19 protein-coding genes are annotated in these 22,317 nt (G+C 64.6%); 12 read left to right on the top strand and 7 right to left on the bottom strand.

The window, feature by feature from the left end:
* Positions 1-6 precede the first annotated feature (6 nt).
* Positions 7-1,425 (bottom strand): transglutaminase-like domain-containing protein, encoded by a 1,419-nt coding sequence (locus BCV67_RS11310; RefSeq protein ID WP_062171860.1) that lies wholly within the window; start codon positions 1,423-1,425, stop codon positions 7-9.
* 209 nt (positions 1,426-1,634) lie between these two features.
* Here BCV67_RS11310 and BCV67_RS11305 point away from each other — a divergent pair, with 209 nt between their 5' ends.
* The 5 genes from BCV67_RS11305 (at position 1,635) to BCV67_RS11280 (ending at position 8,249) form a co-directional block, all read left to right on the top strand.
* Complete coding sequence (locus tag BCV67_RS11305) at positions 1,635-3,089, top strand: SH3 domain-containing protein (protein WP_062170324.1); 1,455 nt, start codon at positions 1,635-1,637, stop codon at positions 3,087-3,089.
* Positions 3,086-4,183 (top strand): dipeptide epimerase, encoded by a 1,098-nt coding sequence (locus tag BCV67_RS11300; RefSeq protein WP_062170326.1) that lies wholly within the window; start codon positions 3,086-3,088, stop codon positions 4,181-4,183. Before BCV67_RS11305 ends, BCV67_RS11300 begins: the two co-directional genes overlap by 4 nt.
* Before the next feature lie 1,072 nt (positions 4,184-5,255).
* Positions 5,256-6,104: a MurR/RpiR family transcriptional regulator gene (locus tag BCV67_RS11290; protein WP_062170330.1), complete on the top strand. Its 849-nt coding sequence runs from the start codon at positions 5,256-5,258 to the stop codon at positions 6,102-6,104.
* Positions 6,105-6,166: 62 nt separating this feature from the next.
* Complete coding sequence (locus tag BCV67_RS11285; RefSeq protein WP_428999517.1) at positions 6,167-6,904, top strand: L,D-transpeptidase family protein; 738 nt, start codon at positions 6,167-6,169, stop codon at positions 6,902-6,904.
* 52 nt (positions 6,905-6,956) lie between these two features.
* Positions 6,957-8,249: a dicarboxylate/amino acid:cation symporter gene (locus BCV67_RS11280; protein ID WP_062170334.1), complete on the top strand. Its 1,293-nt coding sequence runs from the start codon at positions 6,957-6,959 to the stop codon at positions 8,247-8,249.
* Positions 8,250-8,292: 43 nt separating this feature from the next.
* Here BCV67_RS11280 and yiaA read toward each other — a convergent pair whose 3' ends face one another.
* Positions 8,293-8,727, bottom strand: coding sequence for an inner membrane protein YiaA (gene yiaA / locus BCV67_RS11275; RefSeq protein ID WP_062170336.1), 435 nt, complete (start codon positions 8,725-8,727; stop codon positions 8,293-8,295).
* 164 nt (positions 8,728-8,891) lie between these two features.
* On the opposite strand from yiaA, the gene BCV67_RS11270 reads away from it, so the two are divergent.
* Positions 8,892-10,046: a PQQ-dependent sugar dehydrogenase gene (locus BCV67_RS11270; RefSeq protein WP_062170338.1), complete on the top strand. Its 1,155-nt coding sequence runs from the start codon at positions 8,892-8,894 to the stop codon at positions 10,044-10,046.
* A 171-nt stretch (positions 10,047-10,217) separates the two neighbouring features.
* Here BCV67_RS11270 and BCV67_RS11265 read toward each other — a convergent pair whose 3' ends face one another.
* From BCV67_RS11265 to tsaD, 5 genes are all read right to left on the bottom strand, one after another.
* Entirely contained in the window at positions 10,218-10,715 is a 498-nt protein-coding gene (locus tag BCV67_RS11265; RefSeq protein WP_062170340.1) for a hypothetical protein, read from the bottom strand.
* 265 nt (positions 10,716-10,980) lie between these two features.
* Positions 10,981-13,155 (bottom strand): glycoside hydrolase family 3 N-terminal domain-containing protein, encoded by a 2,175-nt coding sequence (locus BCV67_RS11260; protein WP_062170342.1) that lies wholly within the window; start codon positions 13,153-13,155, stop codon positions 10,981-10,983.
* A 263-nt stretch (positions 13,156-13,418) separates the two neighbouring features.
* The gene (locus BCV67_RS11255) at positions 13,419-14,681 is read right to left on the bottom strand and encodes a mechanosensitive ion channel family protein (RefSeq protein WP_156455888.1); all 1,263 of its coding nucleotides are present in this window, start codon (positions 14,679-14,681) and stop codon (positions 13,419-13,421) included.
* 123 nt (positions 14,682-14,804) lie between these two features.
* Positions 14,805-15,164, bottom strand: coding sequence for a dihydroneopterin aldolase (gene folB / locus BCV67_RS11250; RefSeq protein ID WP_062170347.1), 360 nt, complete (start codon positions 15,162-15,164; stop codon positions 14,805-14,807).
* 81 nt (positions 15,165-15,245) lie between these two features.
* Entirely contained in the window at positions 15,246-16,277 is a 1,032-nt protein-coding gene (gene tsaD / locus BCV67_RS11245) for a tRNA (adenosine(37)-N6)-threonylcarbamoyltransferase complex transferase subunit TsaD (RefSeq protein ID WP_062170349.1), read from the bottom strand.
* A 127-nt stretch (positions 16,278-16,404) separates the two neighbouring features.
* Here tsaD and rpsU point away from each other — a divergent pair, with 127 nt between their 5' ends.
* The 6 genes from rpsU to BCV67_RS11215 all read left to right on the top strand — a co-directional run bounded on the left by rpsU (position 16,405) and on the right by BCV67_RS11215 (position 22,148).
* The gene (gene rpsU, locus BCV67_RS11240; RefSeq protein ID WP_002808376.1) at positions 16,405-16,620 is read left to right on the top strand and encodes a 30S ribosomal protein S21; all 216 of its coding nucleotides are present in this window, start codon (positions 16,405-16,407) and stop codon (positions 16,618-16,620) included.
* A gap of 142 nt (positions 16,621-16,762) precedes the next feature.
* Complete coding sequence (locus tag BCV67_RS11235; protein WP_062170351.1) at positions 16,763-17,209, top strand: GatB/YqeY domain-containing protein; 447 nt, start codon at positions 16,763-16,765, stop codon at positions 17,207-17,209.
* Between the two features lie 482 nt (positions 17,210-17,691).
* Complete coding sequence (locus BCV67_RS11230; protein WP_062170352.1) at positions 17,692-18,594, top strand: YihY/virulence factor BrkB family protein; 903 nt, start codon at positions 17,692-17,694, stop codon at positions 18,592-18,594.
* Between the two features lie 299 nt (positions 18,595-18,893).
* Entirely contained in the window at positions 18,894-20,630 is a 1,737-nt protein-coding gene (gene dnaG / locus BCV67_RS11225) for a DNA primase (RefSeq protein ID WP_062170353.1), read from the top strand.
* A 21-nt stretch (positions 20,631-20,651) separates the two neighbouring features.
* On the top strand, positions 20,652-21,143 hold the full coding sequence (locus BCV67_RS11220) for a beta-lactamase hydrolase domain-containing protein (protein WP_062170354.1): 492 nt from the start codon (positions 20,652-20,654) through the stop codon (positions 21,141-21,143).
* Positions 21,144-21,161: 18 nt separating this feature from the next.
* Positions 21,162-22,148, top strand: coding sequence for a bile acid:sodium symporter family protein (locus BCV67_RS11215; RefSeq protein WP_062170355.1), 987 nt, complete (start codon positions 21,162-21,164; stop codon positions 22,146-22,148).
* Positions 22,149-22,317 lie beyond the last annotated feature (169 nt).

The following is a 22,317-nucleotide window of genomic DNA, read 5'->3' as shown; positions in this document are numbered from 1 at the left end:
GTTCTATTACTTGGACCCCGGCGCCAAAATCTCGGTCTCGAAGTCGTATTGCCACTGGTTGAAGTAAAGGTTCCCCCCTTCCCACTCAACCTCACCTCGTTGCAGATCAACGGTCTCCGAACGGAAGTGCTGCTTGGCAGGCACGAACGCGCGTGAGTAGTCATCGTTGAACGCGATGCGGTAGGCATCCAGCCCGCCGAAATAGAAATTGCGCTGCGCCGGCAGGTCGCTGTTGAGTGCGCCGGTGCTTACATCCATCGGCACCCAGCCGTAGGGCGCAAGATAGAGCGCACCCCAATCGTGCAGGTTGTTGTAGCCGACCTCGTTGTCCGAATAGACCATGCCCGACTGCCAGCGCGCCGGAATACCGTTCATGCGCAGCAGTGAGATCAGCAGCAAGGTCTGCTGGCCGCAATCGGCGTGACCGGCATGCAGCGCGTAGTCGGAGATATTGCTGATCGTCGAGTATTCGCGTGCACCGCCCCAGGGAATCGCATCCACCGCGTCGAACAGTTTCTTGGCCACGCGGTAGGGATTGGTTTCATTGCCCACCGCCTTGCGCGAGAACTCACGCATGGCCGGGGTGAACACCACATGCGGTGCGCGTTCGGCAAGGTAGGGCGCAAGCGCCGGGTCCCGCGGCGTGGGCAGCACCTTGTCCGGGTCGATGATGAAACGGCGCGCGGAGATCGTCAGCTCATAGCTGACCGAAAACTCGGTCGGCGTGCCGGCAACAGCCTTGCGCTCCAGATAGGCGGTGCGCTGCAGCGTGTCTTCCGGCGCGATCTGCGCGCCCTGCGGCACGCTGGCCAGCCATTGGATGTTCTCCTGCTGGCCGGGTATCGACCGCGGATACGGCAGCCACGCACGCACGGTCTGCCCGGCGGGTACCGCATCGGCATCGACCTTGATCGACTGGGTAACACGCACCCGGCGCGGGCTGAGGCTGGACTGGCCGCTCTGCTCCGAGGCCTTGATCACCTCGATATGGTGCGCGCCCAGACGTTCGTACGGGCCGGGCCGGGAGACGCGCTTGTCCGCCGGGCGTCGGTTGGAGGCCTCGCTACTGAACAGGAATAGATTATTGGGCGCGCGCTTGAACCAGCGGCGCTGGCCATCGATGTCCAGGTGCTCGAGCAGCCCGGCAGCATCCCAGGCGGCGAACTCTTCATCGCGCAGGTCCGGCACCGACTTGCGCACGGCAGCCTTGGCCTGGGCTTCGTCGAGGCTGAAATCCAGGCGGATACGGCGCATGCGCTCCTGCTGGAACAGGTAAGACGCGCGGGTATCGGCATCCACGCCCGGCGCGGCCAAGGCCTTGTCGATCTCCGCCTGGGCACCGGCAAAGTCGCCACGGTCCACGCGTGCGGCAAGCTCGGGCAAGGGCTTGGGAGGTGCCTCGGCGGCATGGGCGGCGCAGGCCATGCCGATGCACAACGCAGTGGCGAGGACCTTGCGGACAAACGGGACGCGGGCAAAGCGGGCAGAATCGGCGTTTGATGCCACGGCAACACTTCCACGTGCGGGGTGGTTAACGCTGTTTAACACGCACCCGGTACACGGTCAATAATTTATTCTTGCTTTCACGAGAGAAAGGAATAAATATTCCAGAGCATCAACGAGGGGAACTCTCAATGCCCGCTTTGCCGCCGCTGTCGCAGCGCCGACGTCTCGCCCCGCTTGCGCGGGCTTTGCTCCTTGCCACGGCACTGTGTGCCGGGCCGGTTTTCGCCTTGTCGCCACCACCGGCGGCCACCGTAGCACCCGGCTACGCCGGCATCATCGGCCTGGAACCCGGCCTGCTGACGCCGCAACCGTGGGTTGCCAAGCTGCCAAACGCCGACGCGCTGATCATGGACCGGGCCGCGATCGACGCGCAGAACGCGCGCATGCGCCAGCTCGATGCCTCCATCATCGACCTGCACACGCTGCCGGCGCTACTGCCACAAGTATGGGTGCGCGAGCAGATCGGCAAGATTTCGCGCGCGCCCAGCCGCACCCTGTATGACGTCAAGGGTCGCGAGGTCGGCGCCGCCCAGTTGCAGGCGGTTACCGCCAACCTTGGTCTGGACGCGGTTCCGGCCAGCCGGCCGATCCAGTACGGCCTGGTCGTGCACCGCGCCGCACTGCGTGCCTTCCCCACCGAGCTGCGCGTGTTCAGCAGCCAGGGCGATACCGATATCGACCGCTTCCAGGAGTCGGCGCTGTTCCCCGGCGACGCGGTGGCGGTGTTGCACGAAAGCGCCGACGGCAAGTGGGTATTCATCGCCAGCGAACGCTATGCGGCGTGGATGGAGAAGCGCTTCGTCGGCGTCGGCAGCGCCGAGCAGGTGTTCGGCTACGGCGCCAAGGGCCCGTACCGGGTGATCACGGCCGGCAAGGCCTTCACCGCGCATACGCCAGAAGAGCCGCGCGTGTCCGACCTTCAGCTGGAAATGGGCGTGCGCGTGCCGGTACTGGCCGATTGGCCGGTGATGGATCCGGTGAATGGCCAACAGGCCCACGCCGGTCACGTCATCCAGCTGCCGGTTCGCAATGTCGATGGCAGCCTGGCGCTGGTGCCGGCCTTGCTGCCGCGCTCGCAGGAATCGGCCAGCGACTACCTGCCGCTGACCCAGGCCAACCTGATCACCCAGGCTTTCAAATTCCTCGGCGAGCGCTATGGCTGGGGCCACTCCTACGACACCCGCGACTGCAGCGGCTTCGTCTCGGAGATCTACCGCAGCTTTGGCGTGCTGCTGCCGCGCAATACCAGCGCGCAGGCAATCAGCCCGGCCTTGAACCGCGTGCCGTTTACCGACAAGGACAACAAGGCCACGCGCAATGAGGCCATCGCCAAGCTGCAGGTGGGCGACCTGATCTACATCCCCGGCCACGTGATGATGATGCTCGGCCAGGCCAATGGCATGACCTGGGTGATCCACGATACTTCCGGTGGCAGCTGGTTCGACGCCAGCGGCAAGCGCGTGCATGCCAGCCTCAACGGCGTATCGGTGACCCCGCTACAGCCGATGATGGCCAGCGACAGCGCCAGCTACATCGACCGCATGACCAACATCCAGCGCATCCGCCTGCAAGACACCAAATGAAGATCACCGATATCGAACTGGGCATGCTCCGCGTGCCGTTGAAAACCCCGTTCAAAACCGCGTTGCGCACCGTGGAAACGGTGGAAGACATCGTGGTGTTGGTACGCACCGACAGCGGCAACACCGGTTACGGCGAGGCCCCGGCCACGGCGGTGATCACCGGCGATACGCACGGCTCGATCATCGAAGCCATCAACAGCTTCATCAAGCCGCGCCTGATCGGCGAGGACATCAGCAACCTCAACCGCATCTGCGGCTTGATACAGACCTCGCTGGAGCGCAACACCAGCGCCAAGGCGGCGGTGGAAATCGCCATCTACGATCTGTGGGCGCAGCTGCACGGCGCACCGCTGTACCAGATGCTGGGCGGTGGCGATCCGGTGATCACCACCGACATCACCATCAGCGTGGATTACATCGACAAAATGGTGGCCGATTCGCTGTCCGCGCTGGACCGAGGCTTCGAGTCGCTGAAGATCAAGGTAGGCAAGGACATCGGCCTGGACATCGAGCGGGTCAAGGCGATCCACGCCGCCGTCGAAGGCCGCGCCCTGCTGCGCCTGGATGCAAACCAGGGCTGGACCGCCAAGCAGGCGGTGTACGCGATGAACGTGCTGGAGAACGCCGGCGTTGTGCTGGAGCTGCTGGAGCAGCCGGTGAAGGCGGCGGATATCGCCGGCATGAAGTACGTCACCGAGCGCGTCAACACGCCGGTGATGGCCGACGAAAGCGTGTTCAGCCCGCACCAGGTGTTTGACCTCATCCAACAGGGTGCGGCCGACATCATCAACATCAAGCTGATGAAGACCGGCGGCATTTCCAACGCGATCAAGATTGCCGATATTGCCTCGCTGTACGGCGTGCCATGCATGATCGGCTGCATGCTGGAATCCAGCATCAGCGTGGCGGCGGCGGTGCACCTGGGTGTGGCCAAGTCGGGCGCGATCAGCAAGGTGGATCTGGATGGGCCCTCGTTGAGCCAGTTCAATCCGGTGGTAGGCGGGGTGATCTTCAATGAATCGGAGATCAGCATCACCGACGCGCCGGGCCTGGGCATCATCGAGGTACGCGGGCTGGAGATGATCAAGCCGTGATCACGCAGGCGGCAACCGTTCTCTCCCCGGTTGCCGCCGCCGTGGTCGCGCATGCGGAACGAACTGATACAGCGCCGGCAACGCCCGGCGCTGTTTTGTTTTGTGGAGTTGCCCAGCCTTCGGCATCTGCTTCAGCCCCCTCCCTTGCGCGCAGCACAGGGGAGGGTTGGGGAGGGGTAGTTTTTGCTCCTGCTCCTGCTCCTGCTCCTGCCGTTGCCGTTGCCGTTGCCGTTGCCGTTGCTCCAGCCTTTGCCCTACCGGGTCCCCTTCCGCAGCGACGGAGCCGACGGACAAGACCCCGCAGGGGCGACGTGCATGGATGCACGTCGTTTTTCGACGAGACAGGGACGTCTCGTCGAAAAATCCCGGCGGCGGAGTGGACCCGCGTCGCGCAGCGGCGTGGGCGCGGAGGCAGGGTGTGCTTTCTTTGGGCCACCTTTCTTTGCACAAGCAAAGAAAGGTGTGCTCGCGCCCCGAAGGGGAGCGAAAGCTCTTGCCTTCGCCTTCGCCTTCGCCTTGGCCTTGGCTTCAGTTTTCGCTCCGACTTGCAGAAAACATTAAAAGCCAGAGCAAAGGCTTTCTCTCCCCTTCGGGGAGCGAGTTACTTTTCTTTGCTTGTGCAAAGAAAAGATAACCAAAAGAAAGCACACCCTGCCTACGCGCCTTCCGCGCTACGCGCTCCAGGTCCACTCCGCTGGCAGGATTTTTCAACGAGACGTCCCTGTCTCGTCGAAAAACGACGTGCTTCCTTGCACGTCGCCCCATTCGGGGTCTTGTCTGCCAGCTCCGTCGCTGCGGAAGGGGACCCGGTAGAGCAAGGGCAAAGGCAAGGGCAGAAGCAACGGCAAAAGCAGAAGCGACGGCAAAAGCTGGAACCGAACCAACTGCAGGAGCTACCCCTCCCCAACCCTCCCCTGCACTTCGTGCAAGGGAGGGAGCTGGAGCAGAAGCAAAGCCAAAGCTGCAGCTCCCTGGCCCTTTCTGGTGCTTCGTGCAAGGTCGGGGGTGACGCGCTGCTCCGCTCACCAGTGCAATCCCTTAAAGTCTTCAGCAGATAAATACCAACACGCCCATGCCACCCCTGGTAAAAATCCGCTCCGAGCGCGAACAGATGTCGGCCATCGAACGTCGCATTGCCGACTTCATCCTCGACAACGCCCACCTGCTGCGCGACTACTCCTCGCAGCAGCTGGCAAACGCGCTGGATATCAGCCAGTCCAGCGTGGTCAAGTTCAGCCAGAAACTCGGCTTCAAGGGCTATCCCGACCTGAAGTACTCGGTCGGTGCCGCCGTGGCTGCCGCCGGCAACGGTGAAAGCACCCATTGGCCGCCGGAAGACCAGCCAGGCGGCTATCTGCTGGTGGCCGAAACCCTGCGCCGCGCCAAGGCAGCGGCCGAAGAAGAAACCATGGCCGCCAATTCGCAGGCGGACGTGGAAGCGGTCATCGCACTTGTCGACACCGCTCCCAAAGTCTTCATCTATGGCCTGGGCGATGACGGCCTGTATGCGCGCGAATTCGCCATGCGCCTGTCGCTGCTCGGCATCCTCACCGTGCAGCAGGCCGATCCCATCCTGATGACCGCCAACCTGTCCGCCGCGCGGGCCGGTGACGCGCTGCTGGTGTTCTCCGAATTCGGCAAGCTGCCGCAACTGTGGCAGTTGTCGCGGCAGTTCCAGGAAGTGGGCGGCAAGGTGGTTTCGATCACCCGCCACACCGCCAATCCGCTGCGTGCACATGCCGATGCCTCGCTGGCCATCTGCGCACACGACCCGCAACCCCCTGTGGCCCAACTGCTCTACCGCAGCTCGCTGCAGTACCTGCTGGATTTCGTGTTCGTACTGTTGTGCCAGGCCAATCCGGACCGGCAACGGCAGCTGGCGATGAACCAGGAACGCATCCAGCACCTGATCGACAACTGAGCGCAGGAACCAACCTCATGTCCAGCTTCCACCAACGCAACATCCGTCAACTGCTGGGCTGCATGTTGATGGTCATCGCACCGCTCAGCATCGCTGCGCCGTTCGCTACACCGGTGCACAATGCCCGCCAACTGATCGTGGTCACTTCTCCCGGCTGGGATGCGACCAACGGGCATTTGCAGGCATTCGAGCGTACTGACGGCGGCTGGAAAGCCCACGACGCCGGCTTCGATGTCGCCCTGGGCCGCAGCGGCAGCGCCTGGGGTGTTGGCGTGCATCCGCAGCAGCAGGACGGCCCGCACAAGCGCGAAGGCGATGGCCGCAGCCCGGCAGGCATCTTCAACATCGGCCCGGCCTTTGGCTATGCCGAACACATCAGCAGCCAGATGCCCTACCAGCCGATGCTGGCCAGCAGCTACTGCATGGATGTGCCCGCCTCGCCGCTGTACAACCAGATCGTCGACGTCAGCAAGGTCGGCGAGGACGCGGTGAAAGGCTCTACCGAAGCCATGCGGCTGGACCTGCACAACAATGGCGACCGCCGTTATCGCGAAGGTTTCGTCATCGAACACAACGCTGCCGCGGTGCCCGGCCAGGGCAGCTGCATCTTCGCCCACCTGTGGCGCCAGCCGGGCGAAGCCACCGCCGGTTGCACCGCGATGGAGCCCGAGCGCATGTCGGCGCTGCTGTCGTGGCTGTCGCCGCAGGCCAAGCCGTTGTTCGTGCTGTTGCCCGCTGCGCAGTACCAGCGCCTGCAGAAAAGCTGGGGCCTGCCGCCACTTTCAGAAACCGCTCGTTGAGCATTTGTCCCGTTCAGGGCATCTTCCCTTCCTTTAGCCAAGCCTTCCCTTCATGACCGACAGCGCACCCGCAAAATCCCCAAAGGTCTCTGCACCGGTCAAGGTGCTGATAGCGCTGGTACTTGCCGCCATCGTCGGCCTTTCCTTGACCGCTTATGACCAGGTGCTGGCGCTGCAGATTGCCGACGTGCTGCGCCCGATCGGCCGGCTCTGGCTCAATGCACTGCAGATGACGGTGGTGCCCTTGGTGACCGCGTTGGTCATCGTCGGCGTCAATACCGCCAGCAATGCCGCCGCCTCCGGGCGTACCGCACGCAACGCGATCATCGTGTTCCTGATCCTGCTGGTGGGTTCGGCGGCGTTCTCCGCGGTGATCACCCCGCTGCTGCTGGACCTGCTGCCGCGTGATGCCGACAACATCCAGGCTTTCCGCGATGCGCTGCGCTCGCCGACCACGGCCGCCACCCCGCTCAGTGCCGCGCAGTGGATCAGCTCGCTGATTCCCAGCAATGCACTGGCGGCCGCCGCCTCCAGCGCGATGCTGCCGCTGGTGGCGTTTGCGATGTTCTTCGGCTTTGCGCTGAGCCGCCAGCAGCCCGAGCGCCGCGAGCGCATCCTCGACATCATCCGCATCATCGCCGACACCATGATCACCATCGTGCGCTGGGTGCTGTGGGCGGCGCCGGTGGGCGTGTTCGCGCTGGTTTTCGTGGTCTGCGCCGAAGTGGGCATGAGCATCCTCGGCGTGCTGGGCTATTACATCGTGCTGATGTGCGTAATCTACATCCTGATCACCCTGCTGCTGTACGTGGTGGCGCGCTTCGCCGCCGGCGAGCCGATCCGTCGTTTCGCCAGTGCGCTGGTGCCGGTGCAGGTGATTGCCGGCAGCACGCAGTCCTCACTGGCCTCCTTGCCGGCCATGATCGACAGCGCGCGCAACCGGCTGGGCTACCCGCCCGCCTTGACCTCGCTGGTATTGCCAATGGCGGTGTCGCTGTTCCGCATCACCAGCCCGGCGCAGTACATCGCCGTGGCCAGCTTCATCGCCTGGCTGTACGGCATCGACGTGCATGCCTCGCAGTACGCGGTAGCAGTGTTGTTGGCGGCGGCGATCAGCATGGGCTCGACCGGCCTGCCCGGCCAGGCCAACTTCATGACCAACAACATGCCGATCACCCAGAGCCTGGGCCTACCGGTGGAACCGCTGGGCGTATTGCTGGCGGTGGACACCATTCCCGATGTGTTCTGCACGATTGGCAACGCCACCGGCGGGGTCACCGCAACCGGCATCGTTGCCCGCCACACCGCGCAGCACCCGGAGCAGGATCAAGCCAGCGACAGTTGATTGACTGCAGCCACTCCCGCGCCAGACGGGAGTGGCCTTGGGATCATTCCTGCGGCGGCAGCGGCGGGGTGCCGTAAGCGGCATCGGCGGCCATCACATCGCGGGTGTTCTTCTGCACGGCAACCGCGCCGAACAGCGACAGCGCGAACGACATGCCATAGAAGCCCTTCTCACTGAGCAGCAGGGTGGCATTCCACAAGCCCACCAACAGCAGCAACAACGCGCACAGCAGGGCAAACCAGCACAGGCTGTAATACAGGCTGCTCACCGGGATGTTCTCCAGCCGGTCACGCACGCTCTTCTGCAGCGATACCGCCGAGAACAGGCCGAACAGCAGCAGGGTCAGGTAATAGCCCTTCTCGTTGAGCAGCATCTGCGCGTTGAACAGGCCGACCAGATAAGCTGCCGCGCCCAGCAACAATGCGGTCCAGGCGGCGGCGATGAACGCGGCCGAGGGGCGATAGATCTGTGCTCTCATCTTTTAAAAACTCCCTTTTGTGGATGTAGCGGCCCAACATCCGCGGGCGCCCGGCCGCTACGGTAAGCGATTCCGTGCGCCAGTCCCATACCTCAAAGGGACAGCACCGGCTGGCATGGTGTACAACCCTGCACTGGTATCGCATCCCGCTTCCGGAGACTCCCATGCCCCGTACCCTTCTGCTCAGCATGACCCTGGCCCTGGCCCCGGCCCTGTTCACCAGCGCCTGTGCCGCTGACCCGGACCCGGCTGCCGAAGCGGCGATAAAGCCCGCGCAATGGCCGTTCAAGGCCACCGAAGTGGCCCGTTTCAACGAGCCGTGGGCGATGACCTTCCTGCCCGATGGCAGCCTGCTGGTCACCGAAAAAGGCGGCAAGCTGGTCCACTTCGACCCGGCCAGCGGCAAGCGCAGCAACATCAGCGGCGTGCCGACCGTGGCCTATGGCGGCCAGGGTGGCTTGGGTGATGTGCTGGCGCATCCGCAGTTCGCCAGCAACGGGCTGGTTTATTACAGCTATGCCGAAGACGGCGAGGATGACACCCGCGGCGCCGCCGTGGCCCGCGCCAGGCTGGTGCTGGACGCCAATGGCAGCGGCCAGCTGACCGACACGCAGGTAATCTGGCGGCAGACCCCAAAGGTGAGCGGCCGCGGCCACTACGGCCACCGGCTGGCGTTCGGCCCGGACGGCAAGCTGTGGATCAGCTCCAGCGAGCGGCAGAAGTTCGACCCGGCGCAGGACATGAAGACCAACCTGGGCAAGATCATCCGCCTCAACGACGATGGCAGCGTGCCGGCGGACAATCCGTTCGTGGCGCAGGGCTCACCCGCCGACCAGGTTTGGTCGCTGGGCCACCGCAGCGTGCTCGGCCTGGCCTTCGACGGCAACGGCAAGTTGTGGGAACACGAGATGGGCCCCAAGGGCGGCGATGAGCTGAACCTGATCCAGCGCGGCGGTAACTACGGCTACCCCATCGTCTCCAACGGCGACCACTACGACGGCCGCCCGATCCCGGACCACGACACCCGCCCGGAATTCATCGCCCCGGTAGTGACCTGGCGCCAGGTGATCTCCCCGGCGGGCTTCATCATCTACAGCGGAACGTTGTTCCCGCAGTGGCAGGGCAGCGGCTTCATCGGCGGGCTGTCGTCGAAGTCGCTGGTTCGCGTCGCCTTTGACGGCGACAAGGCACGCGAGGCCGAACGCTTCGACATGGGCAACCGCATCCGCGAAGTGGAGCAAGGCCCGGACGGCGCCCTGTGGCTGCTGGAAGACGGCAGCAATGCAAAGCTGCTGAAGCTGACGCCAAAAGGCAACTGAGCCGTAGTGCCGAGCCATGCTCGGCAGGGGCTTTCCCAGCGAAGCTGTAGTGCCGAGCCATGCTCGGCAGGGGCTTTCCCAGCGAAGCTGTAGTGCCGAGCCATGCTCGGCAAGGGGCTTTCCCGGTAAGGCCACTGCCGAGCATGGCTCGGCACCACAACCAGCCCCCCCCTACCCGTTTGTCTGGCGCAGGCGCAGGGCCAAGCCAATGGCCTGCACCAACCCATAACTGATCAAGGCCGCCGCCAAGGCCAAGGTCAACGGGCTGGCATTGCCCATGCCCTGCCCCATGCCCTGGCTGAAAGCGCCGCCATACCAGCGCCACGCCAGTCGCCCGATCAGCAACAGCGCCAGCGCACCGCCAATCCAGGGGTTGGGCGTATATCCCAGACGACCATCACGCGGACTGATCATGGTGTGTCTGAGCGCGAATATTCCCAGGCCAATCCCGGCAACCGCACCTGCCCCGATACCGAGCGCAACATGCGGGATATACAGCGCGGCGAACACCAGCATCACGCTCACCAGCGACAGGACGCCGATGCGAATGCCATTACGCAGCGGCCGCCATGGCTGCCAGCCGAAGTGGCGGCGAATACGCCGGTAATACAACCAGCCGAAGCCGGCCGTCATCAACCACGGCATATAGACAGGCGGTGCTGCAGGCATCAATCATTCCCCAGGTTGTAGAAACCGACAATGCATCCAACGTCCGTAGTGCCGAGCCATGCTCGGCAGAGGCCTTACCGGTGAAGCCCCTTGCCGAGCATGGCTCGGCACTACACCTGCGGAGCTTAGCGCGCAGGACGGGGAGAATGCCTGTAGGAGCGGCGTAAGCCGCGAAGCTGGCCATGCCCAGAACCTCGGCAGCGGGCTCTACCGGTGAAGCCTCTGCCGAGCATGGCTCGGCACTACCTTGCTGCGGCGGTTTGGATCAGCGGCCCAGCAGCTCGAAGCTCACAGCTTCCCCGCTTACCGACGAGGCGCATACCCAGAGATCGAACAGCCCCGGCTCGGCGCTGTATTCGCCATCCACACCGGTGAAGGCGAGCTGATGTCGGTCCAGCCGGAATTCCACGTCGACCGCCTCACCGGCTGCCACGGCCACTTTCCGGAAGGCCTTCAACTCACGCACCGGGCGCACCCTGCTGGCGACGCGATCGTGCACGTACAACTGCACCACCTCCTCGCCTGCCACCGCACCAAGGTTGCGTATGCGGGTGCGGATGACAAGCTCGCCATCCCAATCCAACTGCGCTGAACTCAGGCGCGGCGCTTCATATTCGAAACGCGTATAGCCAATGCCGTGGCCGAAGGCATATAGCGCGGTATTGGGAAACTCGCGCCAGCGTGACTTGAACTCCGACATGGTCGGCAGTTCCGGGCGGCCGCTGCGCGGGTGGCTGTAGAAATATGGTTGCTGGCCCGACGCATGCGGGAAGCTCACCGGCAGACGTGCCGACGGGTTGTAGTCGCCGAACAGGAGGTCGGCCAGCGCATGGCCGTTCTGCGTACCCAGGTACCAGCTCACCGCGATGGCCTGTGCATGACGTACCGCACCCTGCAGTGCCAGCGCGCGACCATTGCGCAACACCACCACCAGCGGCGTACCGGTAGCGGCAACCGCTTCGGCCAGCGCCTGTTGCGCCGGCGGCAAGGTGATCTCCACCCGTGACTGCGCCTCACCGCTGTAACGCTGCGGCTCGCCAACCGCCAGCACCACGACGTCGGCGCGGCGTGCGGCAGCCATTGCCGCCTCGATGCCACCGTCCAGTGGCGCTTCCAGGTCACAGCCGGCGACGACTTCCAAGCCGGCGTGGTCGGCGAGCGCGGCACGCATGCCGCTTTCCAGCGTGACGTAGCGCGATTTGTCGCCGAACAGCGTCCAGCAACCTTCAATATTCTCCCGGTCCTGCACGAACGGACCGATCAAGGCGATCTTCTGCCCCTGCTTCTTCAGCGGCAGCAGCTCACCCTCGTTCTTCAATAACACCACCGAGCGCCGTGCGGCATCGCGCGCCAGCGCATCATGTTCGGCGATATGCGATTGATCGGCTTCGCGTTCCGGGTCCAGCGAACGGTAGGGGTTGTCGAACAGGCCGATCGCCTCCTTCAGCCGCAGGATGCGCCGTACCGAGGCATCCAGCACCGCCATCGGTACTTCGCCTGCGTGCACCAGCGCAGCCAGATGCTGATCGTAGAAACCGCTCTGCATGCTCAGGTCCAGCCCGGCCAGGAATGCCTTGCGGGTGGCGTCCACTTCATCGGCCGCATAGCCGTGCGCGATCAGCTCCATGTCGGCGGTGTAGTCGGATACCACCACGCCCTCGAACTTCCACTCGTTGCGCAGCAGATCGGTCAGCAGCGCGCGGTTGGCGCTGGCAGGCACGCCGTTGATGTCGTTGAAGGCGCTCATCAGGGACAAGGCGCCGGCATCCAACGCGGCCTTGAACGGCGGCAGGTGCACATCGCGCAGAGTCTGCGGCGAGATATCGACCTGCGCGTATTCCATGCCCGCAGCAACCGCGCCATAGGCGGCGAAGTGTTTGGGTGTGGCCAGCAGCGAATCGGCGGCGGTCAGGTCATCGCCCTGGAAGCCACGCACACGGGCTGCGGCGAATTCACAGCTCAGCAGCACGTCTTCGCCCGCACCTTCGGCACCCCGGCCCCAGCGCTGATCGCGGGCGACATCCACCGCCGGCGCATACGTCCAGTGGATGCCGGCGGCAGTGGCCTCCACGGCGGTGGCGCGCGCGGTGCGGCGGGCCAGCTCGGGCTCGAAGCTGGCGGCTTCGCCCAGCGGTATCGGGAAAACCGTGCGCATGCCATGGATCACGTCCGATGCCAGGATCAGCGGAATGCCCAGCCGGCTTTCTTCCAGTGCTACCTGTTGCAAGCGCCGGCCCAGTTCGGCACCGACGCCGTTGAACAGCGAGCCGACGCGGCCGGCACGCACCTGTTCCAGCACCTGCTCGGCATTGCTTGCGTTGGCTTCGGGGTTCACGTCCGGCGCGAACGGCCGGACCATGTCGGCGAATACGCTCAGCTGGCCGACTTTCTCGTCGACGGTCATGCGCGCGATCAGGGATTCAATGCGGTCGGGGGACACCGGTGTTCCTTGGTATACACAAGCAGGCGGGGAATTCTAGCGCCCCGGTCGTTAAGCGGTTGGCGCGCGGGTTGCGGTGGTGGAGCTGAGTTTTGCTGTGCTGGGGTTTTATTGGTACGGCCCCTGCCGAGCATGGCACGGCACTACAGTGCGTCCTCTCGCCTGACGAGCATGGTTGGGCACCACAGTGCAGGTTTGGTGTTTCGGGTTTGTTGGTACGGCCCCTGCCGAGCATGGCTCGGCACTACAGTGCGGGGCTGCCATTACGGTTGGCGGTCACGCTGATCGCGTGCGGTCATCAGCATCGCGTCGCTGGATTCCTGGAAGACGTGCAGGCCGAACTCCGGCAGGATCGCCAGCAGGTGGTCGAACATGTCGGACTGGATGGCTTCGTACTTTGCCCAGGCGGTCGAGGAGGTGAAGCAGTAGATCTCCAGCGGTAGGCCTTGCGGGGTGGGTGCCATCTGCCGCACCAGCAGGGTCATGTCCTGATGGATGCCGGGGTTGTGCCGCAGGTACAGCTCCACGTACGCACGGAAAGTACCCAGATTGGTCAGCCGGCGCGCATTGACCGGCTCCGGGTGCGCCTGTGCCACCTGCGCGTTCCATTGCTGCAGCTCCTGCTGCTTGCCGGCAAGATAATCATCCAGCAGCGCAATCTGGCCCAGCCGCTCCAGCCCGGCACCATCGAGGAAACGCACGCTGTGCTGGTCCAGGTAGATCGAACGCTTGATCCGCCGCCCGCCTGACTCCTGCATGCCGCGCCAGTTCTTGAACGACTCGGTGACCAGCTTCTTGGTCGGGATGGTGGTGACGGTCTTGTCCCAGTTCTGCACGGTAACGGTATGAAGCGCGATGTCGATCACGTCGCCATCGGCGTTCTGGCTGGGCATCTCGATCCAGTCACCGATGCGCACGCGGCCATCGCCACTGATCTGCACGCTGGCCACCAGCGACAGGATGGTGTCCTGGAAGATCAGCATGAACACCGCGGTGGCCGCACCCAGGCCGGTCACCAGGTGCAGCAGCTCCACGCCGACCAGGATCGCCACGATCGACAACCCGGCGAACACGAACACCACGATCTTGACGACCTGCAGGTAGCCCTTGATCGGCTTGTTGCGCGCGTCGGCGCGGCGTTCGTAGAAATCGTTGAAGGCGTCCAGTGCATGCGACACCGCCATCGCGATGGTCAGCACCGTCCAAGCATGACACAGCGCCTTCAAGGTGTGGACCAGCCCCGGCGGCAGCTCGGGCACGATGTCCAGGCCGGCGGCGAGCACCACCGAGGGCACGATGTTGGACAGCCGCGCGATTACCCGCAGCGGCTGCCTGGCGTTGTGATTGGGGCCGGAGAAACGTTCGATCATCGAACGCAGGCCGCGCAGCAGCACACGCTTGGTGACGAAGTTGGCCAACCACGCCACCAGCACCAGGCCTGCCAGCACCACCGCCGGATAGGCCATTGGATACGGCGCCAGCATGTTCTCCAGCTGATCCAGCCAACGAATTCCCATTACCGCCATCGTGCTCGCTTCCTTTTACATGTACTGCAGAAACACCCTGCCCGGCCCCGCAGCGGGGGAATGTGCGAACAGGAAACCACCCAGGCCGCGTGCGACACGACGCGCGGCCTGATACGCGCGGGATCAAGCCGCAGCGCGGCTGCGCTCGATGATCACCCCGACCGCGCGCGCGCCGCGCACCGCACCGGGCTTGCTCAGCTTCAGCCGCAGCCACTGCACGTTGAACTCGTCCAGCACGATCTGCGCGCAGCGCTCGGCCAGCGTCTCCACCAGACCGAAGTCGGAGGCGCGCACGAACTCCATCAAGCGCTTGCTGACGGCCTTGTAGTTCAGCGTGTCGACGATGTCGTCGCTGGCGGCGGGCTTGCGGTTGTCGAAGCCCATTTCCAGATCGAACACCAGGGTCTGGCGGATGCGCCGTTCCCAGTCGTAGATGCCGATCAGGGCGTCGATTTCCAGCCCTTCGATGAATACCTTGTCCATTGCATCTGTCGTTTTGAATGAATACGACATGGTAACGGCAGCAGACTGAGCCTGCAGTGGACGAACACGGCAGCCTGCTTGTCAGCCCTGCAAGGGCGGCAGCAACGCCATATCCCAGCGCGGGGTGACCTTCACCTCGGCCGGGCTGTGCTGGCCGGCCTGCAGGCGCAGGGCGCCGGCAAAGGCGATCATCGCGCCGTTGTCGGTGCACAGCTCCGGGCGCGGGAAGCAGACCCGGCCACCACGGCGCTGGGCGGCGTCCTGCAGCTTGGCGCGCAGGCGCTTGTTGGCGCCGACGCCGCCGGCCACCACCAATACATCGCAACCGGCCGCATCCAGCGCGCGGCCGCACTTGATCACCAACGTATCGACCACCGCATCCTCGAAGCCACGGGCGATGTCGGCCCGGGTCTGGTCAGTCTGGTCGCTGTCGCGCCAGGCCATCAACACCTGGGTCTTCAAACCGGAGAAGCTGAAATCGAGGCCGGGCCGGTCGGTCATCGGCCGGGTGAACTTGTAGCGCCCGGGGGTGCCGAGCTCGGCCAGCTTGGCCAGCTGCGGGCCGCCCGGATACGGCAGGCCCATCATCTTGGCGGTCTTGTCGAAGGCCTCACCGGCGGCATCGTCGAGGGTCTCACCGAGCAGGCGGTACTTGCCGATGGCGTCCACCGCGATCAGCTGGGTGTGACCGCCGGAGACCAGCAGCGCCACGAACGGCGGTTCCGGCGGGTCGTCTTCCATCAGCGGGGCCAGCAGGTGGCCTTCCATATGGTGTACGCCGATGGCCGGCACATCCAGGCCCCAGGCCAGCGACCGGGCCACACCGGCGCCCACCAGCAGCGCTCCAACCAGGCCAGGGCCGGCGGTGTAGGCCACGCCCTCGATCTCGGAAATGGCGATGCCGGCCTCGTCCAGGGTCTGCCGGATCAGCGGCAGGGTCTTGCGCACGTGGTCGCGGCTGGCCAGCTCCGGCACCACACCACCGTATTCAGCATGTAGCGCGATCTGGCTGTAAACGGCATGCGCACGCAGCGCGGCCGCCCCGGAAAGGGAGGTGTCATAGACGGCTACGCCCGTCTCATCGCAGGAAGATTCAATGCCAAGGACTTTCATAAGGCGTATTGTGGACCTGTCTGACGCCCCCGCCAAATCCAAGGGGGTTGCACGTCTGTTCAAAGGGACTATAATGCGCGGCTCACCGGGTATGACCCGGTTTTTCTACTGAGTCCCCGGAGATTCCATGCCCAGCGTTAAAGTCCGCGAGAACGAACCCTTTGAGTTTGCTCTTCGCCGCTTCAAGCGCACTTGCGAAAAGGCCGGCGTGCTGGCCGAAACCCGCAAGCGCGAGTTTTACGAAAAGCCGACCCAGGAACGCAAGCGCAAGGCCGCTGCTGCCGTGAAGCGCCAGCTGCGTCGTTCCTCGCGCGACGTCACCAAGCGTCAGCGCCTGTACTGATCGTACGCAACTCCTGAACGGGGGGCTCCGGCCTTCCGTACTGGAGTGAAAGCCGGCACGCGCAAGCGTCGCCGGCTTTTTGCGTTCCAGACGCCAGCAAAGCTGGCGTCTTCCCCGTATTCCCGACCCAAAGAGGTGCTCCATGAGCCTGAAGCAACAGCTGACCGAAGACATGAAGGCCGCCATGAAGAGCGGCGACAAGCACTCGCTGGGCGTGATCCGCCTGATCAATGCCGCCATCAAGCAGCGCGAAGTGGATGAGCGCATCGAGCTGACCGATGCCGACGTGATTGCCGTGCTGGACAAGATGGTCAAGCAGCGCAAGGACTCGGTCACCCAGTTCGAAGCCGCCAACCGTGAAGACCTGGCCGTGATCGAGCGCGACGAGATCGTGGTGATCGAACGCTACGTGCCGGCCAAGATGGGCGAAGCCGAGATCCAGGCCGCGATTGCCGCCGCCATGGCTGAAACCGGCGCCGCCAGCGCTGCCGACATCGGCAAGCTGATGGGCGTGCTCAAGCCCAAGCTGGCTGGCCAGGCCGACATGGGCCTGGTGTCCAAGCTGGTCAAGCAGGCCCTGGCCGGCTGATCCCAGCTGCCAAGCCTGTACCGACAAGGCCCGCCACGTGCGGGCCTTGTTGTTTCTGCCTCTGCATTTTTTTGTGGGAGCGGCATAAGCCGCGAAGCTGGCAGCGCTGGAATCACCGGCCTGCCTGCAATCTGAGGAATATGTGGCTTCGCGGCTTACGCCGCTCCTACATTTTGGGCATTGTCGGTAAAGCCCCTGCCGAGCATGGCTCGGCACTACCTGCTCTGCCCCCTCCCTTTGGCCGCAGGCCAAGGGGAGGGCTGGGGAGGGTTGAGCTTCACCGCTTCTGATCTGGATGTAGCTTCGCTGCTTACGCCGCTCCCACACCACATCGTTATGCATTGCCGGTAACGCCCATGCCGAGCATGGCTCGGCACTACAGTTCCGGGCCGGTTTAGCCTGCGAAGCCCTCCCCCATTCACCTGCTCCGAAGCCCGGCTTTGCTAGAACAGAGGCCTGCCTTCACGCCCCATCAAACCCTGATGCCCCTCACCCGCCCTAGCCTGCACACCTTCAAATCCCGGCTGGAGCTGCTCCAGCAAAGCCTGCCGGCCGCCCTGGTCCGCCGCTTCGTCGAAACCGACGTGATGACCCAGGCCGCCTCACTGGCCTTCTATACGCTGCTGTCGCTGGCGCCGCTGCTGGTCCTGCTGCTGTGGCTGACCGCCTCACTGTACCCGCCAGCACAGCAGACACTTATCGACCAGATCGGCTCGCTGGCCGGCCCCAGCGTGGCCGAGGTGGCGCGCACGGTGATCACCAATGCCAGCGCGCAGCCGGACCTGGGCTCGTTCGCCGGCATCTGGAGCCTGGTGCTGCTGTTCATCGGCGCCACCGTGGTGTTCGCACAGCTGCAGGCGGCGCTGAACCTGATCTTCCGCAGCGACTCCAAGCGCTTCGAGGGCGTGTTGGGCTGGCTGAAGAAGCGGGTGTTCTCCGCCGGCGTGGTGCTGGCGCTGGGCTTCCTGCTGATCGTGTCGATGGTGGCGACCACCGCCCTGCAGGTGATCTTCTCGCACCTGCCTTCGGCCCTGCCGGCGGTGGGCTACATCACCACCCTGCTGCTGTATGCGCTGGGCTTCGCCTTTCTCTACCACTACCTGCCGGACCGGCCGGTGGACTGGCGCCAGGCCTTCCTCGGCGGCGCCATCACCGCGGTGCTGTTCGCGCTGGGCCGTTATGCGATCGGCCTGTACATCGCCAATGCCGCGCCGGGCAGCGCCTATGGCTCGATGGGCACGCTGGTGATCATGCTGATCTGGATCTACTACGCCAGCGTGGTGTTCTTTGGCGGCGCGCTGATCACCGCGGTGATCGATGAGCGTGTGTATGCGCGGCGCAAGCTGAAGGCGGCTGCGGAGGTTGATGCTGGGGCTGTGGAGTGAGGTAGAAGCAAGGGCGACAGCTGCTACCCCTCCCCAGCCCTCCCCTTCGCTGCGCGAAAGGGAGGGGGCAACGGCTGCAGCCCTCGTCATTTTGCGAACTGCAGCTCCTACCCCCTCCCTTTGCCGCAGGCAAGGGGAGGGCTGGGGAGGGGTAGCTCTGCGGCTGGGGAGGGGTAGCTTCAAGCCTTTGACTGAAAACCATCAAGCACAACCCGCAACCAGCAGCAGCCGAGCCTAGTACACTCCCCGTTCCCCTTTTCATCGCGCCCCGCCAACCGGCGGCGCTGTTCATTTGCCGCATGGCCCGACTTCCCGACGCGTTCATTGACGACCTGCTGGCCCGCACCGACATCGTCGAAGTGGTGGGTTCACGTGTGCCGCTCAAGCGCCAGGGCAAGGAATACGCCTCGCGCTGCCCGTTCCATGACGAGCGCTCGGCCTCGTTCACGGTCTCGCCAACCAAGCAGTTCTATCACTGCTTCGGCTGTGGCGCGCACGGCACCGCGATCAGCTTCCTGATGAATTACGACCGCCTCGAGTTCCTCGATGCGGTGGATGAGCTGGCCAAGCGCGTGGGCATGGAAATCCCGCGCGAAACCAATGCACGCACGCCGCAACAGCAGGATGACAGCCGCGAGCAGTACGCCGCGCTGGATGCCGCTACCCGCTTCTTCCAGAAGCAACTGGAAGGCAACGACAAGGCCCGCGCCTACCTCGATGGCCGTGGCGTCGATGCCGATACCCGTGCGCGCTTTGCAATTGGCTATGCGCCGGATGGCTACAGCGCGCTGAAGGATGCACTGGGCAAGGACGAGCGGCGCATGAAGCTGCTCGAACGCGTCGGCCTGTTCTCCAAGAACGACCGTGGCCACGTCTACGACAAGTTCCGCGACCGGGTGATGTTCCCGATCTTCGACCGCCGTGGCCGGGTCATCGCCTTCGGCGGCCGGGTCATGGAAAAGGACGACGGCCCCAAGTACCTCAACTCGCCGGAAACCGCGCTGTTCCACAAGGGCCGCGAACTGTACGGCCTGTGGCAGGTACGCCAGGCCAACCAGAAGATCGAACGGCTGATCGTGGTTGAAGGCTATATGGACGTGGTCAGCCTGTTCCAGTTCGGCGTCACCCAGGCGGTGGCGACGCTGGGCACGGCCACCACCCCCGACCATGCCGAACTGCTGTTCCGCAATGCGCCGGATGTGTACTTCTGCTTCGACGGTGACGCCGCCGGTCGCCGCGCCGGCTGGCGCGCGCTGGAGTCGGTGCTGCCGCGCATGAAGGATGGCCGCCAGGCTTTCTTCCTGTTCCTGCCCGATGGCGAGGACCCGGACACCATCGTGCGCAAGGAAGGCGCCGAGGCCTTCGATGCGCGGCTCAAGCAAGGCACGCCACTGTCGCAGTTCTTCTTCGACGAGCTCAGCCGCGAGATCAACCTGGGCACGCTCGACGGCAAGGCACGCCTGGCCGAACGCGCAAAACCGATGCTGGCGCAGATTCCCGACGGTGCCTTCGGCGACCTGATGAAGCAGGAACTGGCGCGCCTGACCGGCATCGGCAGCCCCGCCAACGCGACTGCAGCCACGCCGCGCCCGCCGATGCGCAACAACGCGGTGCCGGCGCAGAAGCGCAGCCTGGTACGCGCGGCCATCGCCATCCTGCTGCAGCAACCGTCGCTGGCAATGAATCTGGAAGGTCACCACGCCCTCAGCGGGCTGCGCCTGCCCGGCATCGAACTGCTGGTCGAATTGTTGAACCTGGTCCAGCAGCGCCCGGACATCAGCACCGGCGCCCTGCTCGAACACTTCAACGAGCGCGAGGAACAGGCCGCGCTGCACAAGCTGGCCGCGCAGGCGCTGCCCGGCGATGAAGCGATGTGGGCGCAGGAACTGCAGGACGCCGTATTGCAGCTGGAAAAACAACTGCTGCAGCAGCGCCTGGACGAACTGCAGGCCAAGCAACGCCAGCAAGGCCTGGACGACACCGACAAATACGAACTGCGCGAGCTGCTCAAGACGCGCGCCACGCTACGTCTGTAGCCGCCATCAACGGAGCAAGGCATGCGCTTCCATCATCTGCCGCTGTTGCTGTCCCTGCTGGTCCCGGCCCATGCCTTCGCCGGCGACGCCACCCTGCATCAACCACGCCCCGGCCTGATCACCGCTGGCCAGCCCAGCGCACAGCAACTGCGTGAAGCGGCCGCAAATGGCGTGACCACCGTCATCGACCTACGCCGCCCCGATGAGGACCGCGGCTATGACGAGGCCGCCCTGGCCGAGCAGCTCGGCCTGCGCTATGTGCGCCTGCCCATCGCCGGTGCCGGCGACATCACCGAAGCCAATGCACGCACGCTGGACCGCCTGCTCAAGCAGGACAGCGGCAAGACGTTGCTGCATTGCGCCTCATCCAACCGCGCCGGCGCACTGCTGTCACTGATTGATGCCCGCATCAATGGCGCATCGGTAGACAACGCACTCAAACTCGGCCGTGACGCCGGCATGACGTCATTGGAACCGGCTGCACGCGCTGCATTGGAAGTACCCACACCCTGATCAGGAGGCTTTGCCGACATGACCCGCTGGTGGTCGCGACTGCGACCGGACAACTTCACCCTCGCCTTGCTTGCCACCGTCGCCCTGGCCACCGTGCTGCCGCTGAGCGGTGCCGCCGCCCAGGGTTTCGACCGCTTCACCGACGTCGCCATCGCCGCCCTGTTCTTCCTGCACGGCGCGCGCCTGCCACGTGAATCCATCATCGCCGGCCTGCTGCACTGGCGCCTGCACATCACCATCCTGGCTTGCACCTTCGTGCTGTTCCCGCTGTTCGGGCTGGCCATGAAACCACTGTCCGGCTGGGTGCTGACGCCGGAGCTGTATATCGGCGTGCTGTTCCTGTGCGCACTGCCATCCACCGTGCAGTCCTCGATCGCCTTCACTTCGATGGCCGGTGGCAACGTGCCGGCTGCGGTCTGTGCGGCGTCGCTGTCCAGCATCCTCGGCGTGTTCCTGACCCCGTTGCTGATGACGGTGCTGGCCGGCTCGCAGGGCGGCATGACCAACCCGCTGCATGCGGTGGGCGCGATCATGCTGCAGCTGCTGGTGCCGTTCGTGCTCGGCCACCTGCTGCGGCCGTGGATAGGCCGCTGGGTCGACCGGCAACGGCCACTGCTGCGTTATACCGACCAGGGCACGGTGCTGCTTGTGGTCTACGCCGCCTTTGGCGAATCGGTAAGCGAAGGATTGTGGAGCAAGACGCCGCCGCTTTCCCTGCTGGCGGCGGCCTTGATCGCGGTGGTGTTGTTGGCCATTGCCATGCCGGGCATCACCTGGCTGGCCCGCAAGCTGGGCTTCAACCGCGCGGATGAAATCACCATCGTGTTCTGCGGTTCCAAGAAGAGCCTGGCCACCGGCGTACCGATCGCCAAGGTATTGTTTGCCGGCGGCAGCCTCGGCGCGATCGTGCTGCCGATCATGATCTACCACCAGATCCAGCTGATCGTCTGCTCGGTGGTGGCGCAGCGGTATGCGAAGCAGAACGCAGGAACAACGCAACAATAAGCGGCACCAGCTTTGTAGGAGCGGCGTCAGCCGCGAAGCTGGCCATGCGTTCGATGCACGCGCGAGCTGCAATCAAACATTCTGCGGTTGCAGATCCAACCGCAAACGGAAACGCCATCAGCTTCGCGGCTGACGCCGCTCCCACAGCCACGGCTGCTCCTACAATCGC

It is taken from the genome of Stenotrophomonas nitritireducens (assembly GCF_001700965.1).
Taxonomy (GTDB): domain Bacteria; phylum Pseudomonadota; class Gammaproteobacteria; order Xanthomonadales; family Xanthomonadaceae; genus Stenotrophomonas; species Stenotrophomonas nitritireducens_A.
The sequence above is the reverse complement of the archived record's forward strand: the minus strand, read 5'-3'. Positions and strand labels throughout refer to the sequence as shown.

Excerpts from the sequence above, each read along its gene's own strand:
- dnaG (WP_062170353.1), top strand. The coding sequence starts at position 18,894 with ATGGCCCGACTTCCCGACGCGTTCATTGACGACCTGCTGGCCCGCACC.
- BCV67_RS11235 (WP_062170351.1), top strand. The coding sequence starts at position 16,763 with ATGAGCCTGAAGCAACAGCTGACCGAAGACATGAAGGCCGCCATGAAG.
- BCV67_RS11220 (WP_062170354.1), top strand. The coding sequence starts at position 20,652 with ATGCGCTTCCATCATCTGCCGCTGTTGCTGTCCCTGCTGGTCCCGGCC.
- BCV67_RS11255 (WP_156455888.1), bottom strand. The coding sequence starts at position 14,681 with ATGGCGGTAATGGGAATTCGTTGGCTGGATCAGCTGGAGAACATGCTG.
- BCV67_RS11300 (WP_062170326.1), top strand. The coding sequence starts at position 3,086 with ATGAAGATCACCGATATCGAACTGGGCATGCTCCGCGTGCCGTTGAAA.
- BCV67_RS11285 (WP_428999517.1), top strand. The coding sequence starts at position 6,167 with ATGTTGATGGTCATCGCACCGCTCAGCATCGCTGCGCCGTTCGCTACA.
- BCV67_RS11230 (WP_062170352.1), top strand. The coding sequence starts at position 17,692 with ATGCCCCTCACCCGCCCTAGCCTGCACACCTTCAAATCCCGGCTGGAG.
- rpsU (WP_002808376.1), top strand. The coding sequence starts at position 16,405 with ATGCCCAGCGTTAAAGTCCGCGAGAACGAACCCTTTGAGTTTGCTCTT.
- folB (WP_062170347.1), bottom strand. The coding sequence starts at position 15,164 with ATGGACAAGGTATTCATCGAAGGGCTGGAAATCGACGCCCTGATCGGC.
- BCV67_RS11290 (WP_062170330.1), top strand. The coding sequence starts at position 5,256 with ATGCCACCCCTGGTAAAAATCCGCTCCGAGCGCGAACAGATGTCGGCC.
- tsaD (WP_062170349.1), bottom strand. The coding sequence starts at position 16,277 with ATGAAAGTCCTTGGCATTGAATCTTCCTGCGATGAGACGGGCGTAGCC.
- BCV67_RS11270 (WP_062170338.1), top strand. The coding sequence starts at position 8,892 with ATGCCCCGTACCCTTCTGCTCAGCATGACCCTGGCCCTGGCCCCGGCC.
- BCV67_RS11310 (WP_062171860.1), bottom strand. The coding sequence starts at position 1,425 with ATGGCCTGCGCCGCCCATGCCGCCGAGGCACCTCCCAAGCCCTTGCCC.
- yiaA (WP_062170336.1), bottom strand. The coding sequence starts at position 8,727 with ATGAGAGCACAGATCTATCGCCCCTCGGCCGCGTTCATCGCCGCCGCC.
- BCV67_RS11215 (WP_062170355.1), top strand. The coding sequence starts at position 21,162 with ATGACCCGCTGGTGGTCGCGACTGCGACCGGACAACTTCACCCTCGCC.
- BCV67_RS11280 (WP_062170334.1), top strand. The coding sequence starts at position 6,957 with ATGACCGACAGCGCACCCGCAAAATCCCCAAAGGTCTCTGCACCGGTC.
- BCV67_RS11265 (WP_062170340.1), bottom strand. The coding sequence starts at position 10,715 with ATGCCTGCAGCACCGCCTGTCTATATGCCGTGGTTGATGACGGCCGGC.
- BCV67_RS11305 (WP_062170324.1), top strand. The coding sequence starts at position 1,635 with ATGCCCGCTTTGCCGCCGCTGTCGCAGCGCCGACGTCTCGCCCCGCTT.